A 12,283-nucleotide genomic window follows, 5' to 3' on the forward strand; every position below is an offset into this window, starting at 1 on the left:
ATAAAAAAGGGGCGTTTGCCCCTTTCGTTTTATACCAAATCCAACGCCACCATTCGACTTGGTCGGATAACGTTGTTTTTATCCACTTCTGCCACACCAAGAAATTGATTTTCGGCAGAAAATAACCGCACTTGTCCATAAATGCCTTGTGGATTATCAAACTTCACACGTTGTCCAAACCCAACAGCTCGGCTTTGTTCGGCACTTAAAGCCAACGCAGGCAAGGATTTCACGGCACTGTCCGCTGGCAATAAATGCTGATCGAGCAAGGTTAAATCTTGCTGTTCGCTCAAGGCTTGTAGTGTCTCAATGGTCATCATTGCGTCTTTTGGATAATCCGCCACAGCAAGGCGGCGGAGCATTGTAACGTGTGCACCACAGCCTAGCGCTTCGCCTAGATCGTCCACTAAGGTGCGGATATAAGTGCCTTTCGAACAATGCACTTCCAAGGTTAAATAAGGCGCTTGGTAATCAATAAATTTCAGCTCAAAAATGGTAATTGGACGGGCTTCGCGCTCCACAGTGATCCCTGCGCGGGCATATTCATAAAGCGGTTTTCCCTGATGTTTTAAGGCTGAAAACATTGTCGGCACTTGCATTATGTCGCCACGGAATTGTTCAAGTGCGGTCAAAATCTCTTCTATTTTTGACCGCACTTCTCGCGTTTCCACCACTTGCCCGTCTGCGTCAGAGGTGTCCGTGCGTTCACCGAGTTTTGCGGTAACCAAGTAACGCTTATCAGAATCGAGCAAATATTGCGAAAACTTGGTGGCCTCACCTAAACAAATGGGCAACATTCCTGTGGCAAGGGGATCTAGCGCACCAGTATGCCCTGCTTTATTTGCCTGAAAAAGCCGTTTTACTTGTTGCATAATTTGGTTAGAACTCGCCCCTTGCGGTTTGTCTAACAAAAAAATGCCGTGAATATGACGGCCTTTATTTTTGCCTTACTCATTGTTTTCTTTGCTGTTTTCTTTATTGTTTTCGTGGCTTTCTACATCGCCTTGGTAGCGTTTTTCATCATCACGAATCACTTCGCTCACCAAGTTGGACATTCTCATTCCTTCCACTAAGGATTTGTCATACACAAAGCGTAACTCTGGCACGATACGCAAGCGCATTGCTTTAGCCAGTAAAGAACGAATATAAGGCGAGGCTTTTTCCAGCCCTTTCATTCCGCTTTCAATAACGCTGTCATCTTGATCAAATAAGAAAGTTACGAACACTTTTGCGTAAGCCAAATCGCGCGATACTTCCACATCAGACACGGTAACCATTCCAATACGCGGATCTTTCACTTCGCGTTGCAAAATCACCGCAATTTCTTTTTGTAATTCTTGTGCGACACGGTCGCTACGTTTAAATTCTCTTGGCATAATTAATCCCTATCTGAAACCGTCCACTCTATGTTATCTAACATATTTTTATTAACAACACTCACTTTATTTACCCCTCTTAAAAGTTGTTCTAACTTAGACTTTAACAAAGAAAGATAGGGTTTTACTTCTCTATCATTATATTTCTCGGGTAATTCAATATGTAATACAACGTGTAAAAACTTTATTTCGTCACGAAAACAATCTCTTTGCATAGAGATTTCATCAGTTTTATTAAATTTTCCTAAAACTAATCCAGTTAAAGAATCCCGCACTTTTTCAATTATTTTCATAGGTAATTGCTGAAGTTCAATCCCCAAATCCTCAAGAGACTCCTGCCGGAATTTTCCCCACTGCCTAAAGTCTTTCACTTCTATCGCATATAATGTATTTTTATTAATATAGAAAAAATCAACTGCCTTGAACCCTCCGAAAGCATTTTGAGTGAGCGTTTTTCTATATAAATTTGTGCCATCATATTTTATGACGTTATCCGTTGGAAATTCAAAAACTAAATTGCCTTCATTAAATATTTCCATCTATTTGCCCTTATCATAACGTTAGGATCTTAGATGACTGCATTAACTCCTCATCAAGCAATGTTAATACGCTGAGATCTGTAAATTTTTACCTTGCTCTACGATAACGGAATCCTGCTCACTCATTAACCCAAAATAAGCAATATTAGACTCTTTAAAACTGTCTTCATGCTGTAAAATCTCTAATTCTCTTAATAAAAATAAGGAATGTGTCGCAATAAATATCTGGATTCCATTTTTAGATAACAGTAATATGATTTTGGCGATCAGTTTTATTATTTTGGATTTAAATTTGCTTCTGGCTCATCCCAAAACAAACATCCTTTATCCAATAAAGTCCCCGTTGCCACTAACCTTGCTACCATTGCTAATTTTCTGAGTCCCTCCGCAACTAAGGGTATTTCCATATTTCCTTTACCTGGAATGGCTAAATAAAACGTCCCGTTTTATCTAAATTTATCTTGCCTCCCATCGCCTCTTCTAAAGGATCTAAAATCTCTTTTGCTTTATCTTCTCTTTTACCTCTTGATAAAAGATCTCCCAACAATAGAATAGTATCATAATAGGTTTCCTCAAACTCGAGATAACGATTTTCATATATCGATGAAAAATTAGGATATAAAGTTAATAATTCTCTGGTTGGGAAATAGACTGGACTAAATTCTTCTCCTATCTTATTAATTCTGTCAATTTTGACATCTGTTTTAGTCGAAGTCGCAAAACTAAAAGAACAATTTTGTTCTTCATTAGAGAAAACGCTGAAATTTCACAACGGTCTCTACCTTGTTTTCTTTTGACTAACCGTCCTAAAGTTTCTGCTTTAAATACAGACACTATTTTTCTGCATATGCTTTTTGTAAATAGGATTTTGTAGGTTCATCTTTATTTTTTGTAATTTAGCTTGAACTGCAATAATAGAATAAGCAACTTTTAATAAATGGATTTTCCTTGCCCATTTTCTCCAATAATAATATTTATGTTTTTTAGAAAAATCTAACTGTGCATTCGAAAATACGGTGAAATTATTCAGTGTCAGTTTCTTTAACATAATTCTATATCCTATGTTTTTCATATAAAGATAGCCAAATATCTTAATTTGGCTATCTTTTATTTTATATCTAAATTGAGCGTTTAATTTCAACCACTTCAAAGACTTCGATTTGGTCGCCGACTTTGACATCGTTGTAGTTTTTCACGCCAATACCACATTCCATACCACTACGCACTTCTGCAACGTCATCTTTGAAGCGGCGGAGAGATTCCAATTCGCCTTCAAAGATTACCACGTTGTCGCGTAATACACGGATTGGGTTGTTACGTTTCACGACCCCTTCGGTTACCATACAACCTGCGATTGCACCGAATTTAGGGTGGCGGAAGACATCACGCACTTCAGCAAGCCCGATAATTTCTTGTTTAAATTCAGGTTGTAACATTCCGCTCATTGCCGCTTTGATTTCGTTAAGTAGTTCATAAATAATTGAATAATAACGTAAATCAATACTTTCATTTTCAATGATACGGCGTGCTGACGCATCGGCACGAACGTTAAAGCCGACAATAATCGCGTTTGAAGCCGCCGCAAGGGTGGCATCAGTTTCGGTAATTCCGCCCACACCTGAGCCAACCACATTCACTTTCACTTCTGGGGTTGAAAGCTCTTGGAGGGCTTGAACGATCGCTTCAACCGAGCCTTGAACATCGGCTTTTACAATCACGTTCAATTCTGCCACATCGCCCTCAGCCATATTGCTAAACATATTTTCAAGTTTCGCTTTTTGCTGACGAGCGAGTTTCACTTCGCGGAATTTACCTTGACGATACAATGCCACTTCGCGCGCTTTTTTCTCATCACGCACCACCGTGGCTTCATCACCCGCTGACGGCACGCCTGATAAGCCTAGCACTTCCACAGGAATTGAGGGGCCTGCTTCTGAAATTTCTTTACCGTTTTCATCACGCATTGCACGCACACGACCATATTCAAAGCCACAAAGTACAATGTCACCACGGCGTAATGTGCCTGATTGAACGAGGATTGTTGCCACTGGACCGCGACCTTTATCAAGGTAAGATTCAATCACCACACCCGTTGCCATTCCATCTTTCACTGCACTGAGTTCTAATACTTCAGATTGCAATAAAATCGCATCAAGCAATTCATCAACGCCCGTTCCTTTTTTCGCTGAAACATAAACGAATTGCGTATCCCCACCGAATTTTTCGGCGATTACTTCGTGTTGTAGTAATTCTTGCTCTACGCGATCTGGGTTGGCTTCAGGTTTATCAATTTTGTTCACCGCCACCACAATTGGCACGCCTGCTGCTTTCGCGTGTTGGATCGCTTCGATGGTTTGTGGCATCACGCCATCATCAGCCGCCACCACTAGCACTACGATATCTGTCGCTTTTGCACCACGCGCACGCATTGAGGTAAAGGCCGCGTGTCCTGGGGTATCCAAGAAAGTGATCATTTTGCCGTCATCGGTTTCAACGTGATATGCACCAATGTGCTGGGTAATCCCACCCGCTTCGCCTGCAGCTACTTTCGCTTTACGAATGTAGTCAAGTAAAGAGGTTTTACCGTGGTCAACGTGTCCCATAATGGTAACCACTGGTGCACGATTTACTTTTTCCGCATTCACATCACGATCGCCTAATACAGATTCTTCTAGCTCATTTTCTTTACGCAGGATCACTTTGTGTCCCATTTCTTCAGCAACAAGCTGTGCGGTTTCTTGGTCGATCACTTGGTTGATGGTGACCATTTCGCCCATTTTCATCATTGTTTTGATGATTTCGGTGGCTTTCACTGCCATTTTGTTGGCTAATTCCGCTACGGTAATGGTTTCACCAATTACCACATCACGGTTTACCGGTGCGGCTGGTTTAGTAAAGCCCTGTTGTAAGCTGCTGCCTTTTTTGCCTTGTTTACCTTTAAAGCCTTTTCCGCCTTTAGCATCTTTTTGGTTACGGCGATTGGATTCACGCTCGTTTTTGTTGCTATCGTCCTTCGCGTCCGCCTTTTTTCGCTTTGGCTACTTTATTTTTGCCACGACCACGATTTTCATTACGGCGTTCTTCTTCATCTTCCGCTTCACGCGCATAGCTTGAAGTGAGATGATAATCTGAATAATCTTCAGAATTTTCATTTTTTTCATCCGCACTTGCAAGATCTGCATAACGTTTTGCTTCTTCTGCGGCTTTGCGTGCTTGCTCTTCCGCTTTTTGACGAGCTAATTCATCAGCTTTACGGCGTAACTCGGCTTCTTCCGCTTTCAAGCGCTCTTTTTCTTCATCAACCGCTTTGTTGGCCGTTTCTTTTGCTGATTTTTCTGCTTTTTCTTTCGCTTTTTGTTCAGCTTGACGTTTTGCCTGTTCAGCTTTTTTTCCGCGTCTTTTTTCGCTTTTTCAGCTTCTTTCTGCGCTTTTTCTGCGGCTGCTTTCTCTTCCGCCGCTTTCTTTTCCGCTTCTTGTTTTGCTTTTAAGCGTGCTTCTTCTTCAGCACGGATAGCGGCTTCCGTTGGCACAGTACGTTTTTTACGCACTTCCACTTGTACAGTTTTGTTTTTACCTGTACTGGTTGTGGTGCTTGCCGTGGTTTTCGTACGGCGCTGTATGCTTAATTTTTTCGGTGCATCCGATTTTTTTACTTCATCTACCATAATTTTACACCCCTTTTTATTCTTCGCTGAACCAACAAATGTTGCGTGCTGCCATAATTAAATCCGCTGCTTGCTCAGTGCTTAATTCTTCAATATCGGCTAAATCATCAACACCTTGCTCCGCTAATTCTTCTAAGGTGGTGATTTGTTTTCTGCAAGTTTGAACGCAAGATGACGGTTCATTCCTTCAAGATTGAGTAGCTTGTCTTCAATATGCGCTTGTTTTAACGCTTCTTCTTCCGCTAATGCAGCGGCTGTTAGTGCATCTTTCGCGCGGGTTTGCAACTCTTCCACTAAATCTTCATCTTCTAAACCATCAATCGCAGTAAGTTCGCTCACTGGCACATAGGCTAACTCTTCTAAATTAGTGAAGCCCTCTTCAACCAGAATTTGCGCGAATTCTTCGTCAATTTCTAAGGCGTTCATAAAGAGTTTCAACACTTTGTTATCTTCAGCTTGATGTTTTTCATTTAGCTCTTCTGTGGTCATTACATTTAACGCCCAACCTGTAAGCTGTTTGGCTAAACGCACGTTTTGACCATTGCGTCCGATGGCTTGTGGTAAGTTTTCCGCTTCAACAGCAATGTCCATAGAATGGTTATCTTCATCAACCACGATAGACGTTACATCGGCTGGCGCCATTGCGTTAATCACAAATTGTGCAGGATTGTCGTCCCACAATACGATGTCCACACGCTCACCACCTAATTCATTGGTGATAGCTTGCACACGCGCGCCACGCATACCCACACAAGCACCCACTGGATCAATACGTTTATCATTGCTTTTCACAGCAATTTTGGCACGCGAACCTGGGTCACGGCTGCACCTTTAATTTCAATTAGCTCTTCACCAATTTCTGGCACTTCAATCGGAAAAGCTCAATGATCATTTCAGGTTTTGCACGGGTACAAAAAGCTGTGCGCCTTTGCTTTCTGGGCTAACGCGATATAACACGCCACGCACACGATCACCTGGGCGGAAATTCTCGCGCGGTAACATATCTTCACGCAAAATCACCGCTTCTGCTTGCTGACCTAAATCTAAAATAATATTTTCACGGTTTACTTTTTTCACCGTTCCCGTAACAATTTCGCCTTCATTAGAGCGGAATTGCTCAACGATTTTATTACGCTCCGCTTCACGGATTTTGCTGCTGATCACTTGGCGTGCGGTTTGCATTGTAATGCGATCAAAGGCAACGGATTCAATTTGATCCTCAATGTAATCACCTAATTGCACACTTGGATCATCAAACTGTGCTGCTTCAAGTGTGATTTCTTTGGTTGGATTTGTTACCTCTTCCACCACTAACCAACGGCGGAAGGTATCAAATTCACCTGTTTTTGGATCAATCACCACACGGACATCAATTTCTTGATCGTATTTTTTCTTAGTAGAAAGTGCGATTGCGCTTTCTAATGCTTCAAAAATCTTTTCGCGTGGTAACAATTTTTCATTTGAGACCGCTTCTGCCGCCAATAAAATTTCTTTACTCATATTTCCTTCCTATATAAAACTAAAATTGAGGCACGACATTGGCTTTTTGAATATTGCCATACACCAAAACTTGTGGTTGCCCATCAACGATCAGCGTGATCATATCGTTTTCTACTTTCTCTAATTTACCTTGCCATTTACGGCGTTCCAACACAGGAATACGCAAATGCACCACAATTTCTTCGCCAATATAGCGTTGATATTGTTCAAGGGTAAATAATGGACGATCCACGCCCGGTGAAGACACTTCAAGGTTATATTTATCCGAAATCGGATCTTCCACATCTAAAATGGCGCTGACTTGACGGCTTACATCCGCGCAATCATCAATGCTCACCCCACCTTCTTTATCAATGTAAAGACGTACCGTTAAAAAACGGCCAACACGCTGACATTCAATACCCCAAAGTTCACAGCCTAAATCTTCAATAGAACCTTTTAATAAATCTGATAATTTCTCTTCTAAAGTTGCCAAAACAACCTCCTTAATCAAACTTAGGACGTAAAAAAAGGGCTAATCAGCCCAGTTCTACATCTAAATTGCTCGTACAAAAAAACCCCAAAATTGGGGTTCTTTCTACTGAACTTGTTATGAATTGGTTGCGGGGGGCTGGATTTGAACCAACGACCTTCGGGTTATGAGCCCGACGAGCTACCAAGCTGCTCCACCCCGCGTCCGAAATATGTGGCGTATTATACGCATAGAAAAACAAATAGCAAGGCTTTATAAAAAACTTACAAAAAAAAGCACCGCACTTATTTGTTTGGCGTGTTTTCAAACAAGCGATAAATGGCGATTAAATCCATTCTTGCAATAGGTTTGAAAGGCAATAATAAATAATATAACCAGCGGTTTTTGGCAATAAAGGATTGTGTTTGTTGCCAAATTTCTGGCTCACAATATTGCTGATATTTTTCTACCGTTAAACGCATTTGCTCATCAGAAATGCAGTCAGAACGCCCAAGGCTATGGATAAAAATTAAGCTATCCCGTACCTTTTGCCAATTTAGCTTGGCGTGATTGGAACGGGATTCAAAATCAATAAATTGCACCTTGCCATCGTGCCACGCCATATCACGAAGCGCTGGGCGGCCGTGAACTAAGCCTTTTTTATGCAGATCCGTTAAGGCCTTTGCGCCGTCTGCTAAAATCGCCAATTTTTCATCAGAACTGAGATCAGGCTTATCCACCCAATAACTGATAGTTTTGCCTGCATCTTTTAGCACTAAAAAATCTTCGCCAAATGCCATTAATTGTGGCACAGGGGCATTTTTTTCGGCTAAAAATTGTAAGGTTTTCAATTCATTTTGAAAGGCCTTTTGCGGTTGCGGTTTGAGTAAACGCCACACGCCTTTGAGTTGTTCAGGTTGTTTGAGCCAATAGCGCTGATCGTCATAATCAAAGCTCACAATTCGCTCGCCTTTATGCTGTTTAAGCAAGGCTTGCACCTTTTCTTGAAATTCACTATTTTGTGCCGACATCAAACAACCTCATTTTTACTTAATCATTATTTCCAAACATCAGGATTCACGCCACGTTTAAGTAGCTCTGGATGTTCTTCAATTTTAAATTCTGGCTCACGAATACCAGCTTTAATTTGGCGTTGATAATCTTTTAATAACGTCCACACAATCGGTGAAAGCAATACGATAGACACCAAGTTAATTAGCGCCATCACCGCCATTACGGTATCGGCAAAGTTCCACACCACATTACCTGAATTCACCGCACCGAAATAAACGAAAATAGCACCACTAAACGGAAAATAAACACTACCACAGGGCGGTTTTTCAGGAAGCGGATATTGCTTTCTGCGTAGGCATAGTTACCAATAATCGAAGAAAACGCAAATAACAATAAGATGAACGCAAGGAAATGCAAGCCAAATTCCCCAACGTGATATTGTAGCGCATTTTGCGTCAGAGAAATGCTTTTCAGCGTTTCGCCGCCGTAGTTGTCTGATAGCAAAATGATGATTGCCGTACAAGAACACACAATGATGGTATCCACAAACACGCCAAGCATTTGGATTAAACCTTGGCTTACTGGGTGCTTAACATCTGCTGAAGCCGCAGCATTTGGCGCAGAACCCATACCTGCCTCATTCGAGAATAAACCACGCTTAATTCCCATTAACATTGCTTTAGAGAAAATCGCCCCGAACATACCGCCAGCCATTGCGTCAAAAGAGAACGCACTATGAATAATATTACTGATTACAGTTGGGATCATTTCAATGTTCATTCCCATAATGATCGCTGCCATAATTAAATAAAACAGCGCCATTGTTGGCACAACTTTAGCGGAAACTTTACCGATTCGCTTCACCCCCCCAAAAATAATTGAGGCAGTTAAAATTACTAACCCAATTCCTACATAGCTTGGTGTCCATTTCCACGCATTGCCTGTGGCTTCTACAATCGCATTGGATTGCACCGCATTAAAGGCAAACCAAAGTAAAATTAACGCAATAGCAAAGCACGCCGCCAACCAGCGAGATTTTAAGCCTTGCACAATATAATAAGCGGGGCCACCACGGCTCACGCCATCTTTATCTTTTAATTTATATAATTGAGCAAGAGAAGATTCCGCTACCGCACTGGACATTCCGATCAACGCCGTAACCCACATCCAGAACACTGCGCCTTCACCACCAATGGCAATCGCTGTGGCGACCCCACCAATGTTACCCACGCCCACACGGCTGGCTAAGCCTGTCGCAAAGGCTTGGAATGGTGTTAAAGAATCCCCCGTAGAGGCACGTCCAAACCACATCTCACGCAAACTTTGTGGAAATAAGCGTAACTGCACTAATCCTGTGGTGAGCGTAAAGAAAATACCCACGCCTAATAAAGTGATTACGGTAATATCCCAAAGTGGGCCATCAAATGTTTCCACAAACCACGTTAGAGCCTGCTCCACATTGCTGATAATTTGCTCAATCATAAACTTCTCCTCATAATGAAAGCAGGCATTTTAATGGATTTTATATAAAGAGAGAACAATTAGGATAAAAAAGAGAATAAAAAATCAAAAAAGTGAATATTCTTAAAAAATTTTTCAAAAAATTATCGCAGTTTATTATTTTATATTTAATACACTTACTAAAAAGAGTGAGCATACTCCCGTAAAAACTAAAATTATTCATAATCCCATAAAAACGATACCGTTTTAATCTATGCTGTTGATCGCCTCACAGCAAAACACGCTGAGTGGAAAATGCCTTTACCTTTAATTTGCAAAAATGTGAGCTATATTCGCATTCTATTTTTAATAAACGCTTACAATGTAAATTGAAATTATGGTTTAATAATTTTAAAATTAATAAATTAAAAATAACAAACTTAACGACAACCTAATTTAAGAAGTTAAAAAGGAGCAACTATGTCAAACATCTTAGATCAATTCTCACTGAAAGGAAAAATTGCTTTAGTTACAGGCGCATCATACGGTATCGGCTTTGCTATCGCTTCTGCATTAAGCCAAGCAGGAGCAAAAATCGTATTCAACGATGTAAATGAAGAAAACTTGAAAAAAGGCCTTGCCGCTTATAAAGAAGCAGGCATTGATGCGCACGGTTATTTATTTGATGTAACCGATGAAAACGCAGTAAAAGAACACGTTGCCAAAATTGAAAACGAAGTGGGCGTGATTGACATTCTTGTAAACAATGCGGGTATCATTCAACGTATCCCTATGTTAGAAACCACCGCAGCGGACTATCGTAAAATTATTGATATTGATTTAACTGGGCCGTTCATTATGTCAAAAGCCGTATTACCTTCAATGATCAAAAAAGGACACGGTAAAATCATCAACATCTGCTCAATGATGAGTGAATTAGGTCGCGAAACCGTGGTGGGTTACGCTTCTGCAAAAGGTGGCTTAAAAATGCTAACCAAAAACATCTGTTCAGAATTTGGTGAAGCCAACATTCAATGTAACGGTATCGGCCCGGGTTACATCGCTACCCCACAAACCGCACCATTACGCGAAAGACAACCAGACGGCTCACGTCACCCATTCGATCAATTCATCATCGCCAAAACCCCTGCCGCTCGCTGGGGAACGCCAGAAGATCTCGCAGGCGCTGCGGTGTTCTTATCCTCTGACGCCTCAAACTTCATCAACGGTCATATTCTATACGTTGACGGCGGTATCTTGGCGTATATTGGTAAACAGCCGTAAAATTTATCATGTAATTTTAGTTAGATGTAGAAGATCGTTAGGACTTCTACATTTTATAAATAACTTATAAATAACAATTCCCCCTTCTAGTATTACCAAATATCTTTTTCACTCAACTTATGTTATTTATCCATCCTATTTGATTGCCTATATTACAAAGTCGATCAAAATAATCTTAGCTTTTGATTCCCCGTACTATTTCACTTAAACAGATTAAAAACCTAAACCAATTGTTTATTTTTATTAATACTGATCATATCCCAGCTAACATCATCTAAATGTAGATAAAATTTTAGGAAAAGTAACGGCTCAACACAGCATAGCTAGTATAGGCTTACTCTTCGTCAAAAAAATTTGAAACAAATAAAGATCAGTAATTTAGTCGAAGACTTTTTTCTTTGCCTACCTTCTAACAAACAAAAGAAAGAAGATCGCTCAAGGAGCAAAATTCGTTCTTAACAACAAAGAAAAAACCTTGTAAACAAATAAAAACACCCTGTAAAAAAATGATTACATTTTCTAAAAAGTGCGGTAAAATTTACCGCACTTTTAGTTTAACTAGGAAAATATTATGAAAAACAAGACATTTGGAAGTGCCTTGCTTGTTGCGGGGACGACAATTGGGGCGGGAATGTTGGCGATGCCGCTCACTTCAGCAGAAAATGGGTTTTGGCTATACCCTTGCGTTGCTCTTTATCCTGTGGATTTTGCTTTCTTACAGTGCGTTGCTGTTTGTTGAAGTGTATCAAAAAGCTGAACGCAAAGACGCAGGAATTGCGACACTCGCTGAACAATACTTCGGTATTACAGGGCGTGTGTTAGCGACCCTTTCGCTAGTGATTTTTATGTACGCCATTCTTTCCGCCTATGTAACAGGTGGCGGTTCGTTATTAGCGGGATTATTGCCATTTTTAGGGGATAATGCGACTTCCGTTTCTATCGTGCTATTCACAGTGGTGCTAGGCGTGTTTATCGTCATCAGCACTGGTGCGGTGGACGCACTCACCCGTTTAT

8 protein-coding genes, 1 tRNA gene and 4 pseudogenes are annotated in these 12,283 nt (G+C 40.9%); 2 read left to right on the forward strand and 11 right to left on the reverse strand.

The annotated features are described in order from the left end of the window. Window positions 1-29 precede the first annotated feature (29 nt). The 11 genes and pseudogenes from truB to C3Z13_RS02015 all read right to left on the reverse strand — a co-directional run bounded on the left by truB (window position 30) and on the right by C3Z13_RS02015 (window position 10,027). Entirely contained in the window at window positions 30-917 is an 888-nt protein-coding gene (truB, locus tag C3Z13_RS01965; RefSeq protein ID WP_245872498.1) for a tRNA pseudouridine(55) synthase TruB, read from the reverse strand. A 30-nt stretch (window positions 918-947) separates the two neighbouring features. Continuing rightward, window positions 948-1,376, reverse strand: coding sequence for a 30S ribosome-binding factor RbfA (rbfA, locus tag C3Z13_RS01970; RefSeq protein WP_103854838.1), 429 nt, complete (start codon window positions 1,374-1,376; stop codon window positions 948-950). A gap of 2 nt (window positions 1,377-1,378) precedes the next feature. Beyond that, a complete protein-coding gene (locus C3Z13_RS01975) occupies window positions 1,379-1,915 on the reverse strand; it encodes a cysteine--tRNA ligase (protein WP_103854839.1) in 537 nt (178 codons plus the stop codon). Between the two features lie 275 nt (window positions 1,916-2,190). Then, window positions 2,191-2,322, reverse strand: a complete 132-nt coding sequence (locus C3Z13_RS12590) for a hypothetical protein (protein ID WP_281258757.1) — start codon at window positions 2,320-2,322, stop codon at window positions 2,191-2,193. A gap of 413 nt (window positions 2,323-2,735) precedes the next feature. Then, window positions 2,736-2,963, reverse strand: coding sequence for a hypothetical protein (locus C3Z13_RS11810; protein ID WP_219827870.1), 228 nt, complete (start codon window positions 2,961-2,963; stop codon window positions 2,736-2,738). 70 nt (window positions 2,964-3,033) lie between these two features. Beyond that, window positions 3,034-5,580, reverse strand: a pseudogene (gene infB / locus C3Z13_RS01985) (translation initiation factor IF-2). 16 nt (window positions 5,581-5,596) lie between these two features. Beyond that, window positions 5,597-7,080, reverse strand: a pseudogene (nusA, locus tag C3Z13_RS01995) (transcription termination factor NusA). Window positions 7,081-7,099: 19 nt separating this feature from the next. Further along, complete coding sequence (gene rimP, locus C3Z13_RS02000; RefSeq protein WP_103854841.1) at window positions 7,100-7,555, reverse strand: ribosome maturation factor RimP; 456 nt, start codon at window positions 7,553-7,555, stop codon at window positions 7,100-7,102. 122 nt (window positions 7,556-7,677) lie between these two features. After that, window positions 7,678-7,755 (reverse strand) — tRNA-Met (locus C3Z13_RS02005). 81 nt (window positions 7,756-7,836) lie between these two features. Then, the gene (locus tag C3Z13_RS02010; protein ID WP_415777239.1) at window positions 7,837-8,565 is read right to left on the reverse strand and encodes a BUD32 family EKC/KEOPS complex subunit; all 729 of its coding nucleotides are present in this window, start codon (window positions 8,563-8,565) and stop codon (window positions 7,837-7,839) included. Between the two features lie 23 nt (window positions 8,566-8,588). Then, window positions 8,589-10,027, reverse strand: a pseudogene (locus C3Z13_RS02015) (alanine/glycine:cation symporter family protein). Window positions 10,028-10,465: 438 nt separating this feature from the next. Between C3Z13_RS02015 and C3Z13_RS02020 the strand changes: the two are divergent. Beyond that, window positions 10,466-11,269, forward strand: coding sequence for a gluconate 5-dehydrogenase (locus C3Z13_RS02020; RefSeq protein ID WP_103854843.1), 804 nt, complete (start codon window positions 10,466-10,468; stop codon window positions 11,267-11,269). Between the two features lie 571 nt (window positions 11,270-11,840). Then, a pseudogene (locus C3Z13_RS02025) lies at window positions 11,841-12,283 on the forward strand (aromatic amino acid transport family protein); the annotation flags it as partial.

The organism is Avibacterium endocarditidis (assembly GCF_002921145.1).
GTDB lineage: Bacteria > Pseudomonadota > Gammaproteobacteria > Enterobacterales > Pasteurellaceae > Avibacterium > Avibacterium endocarditidis.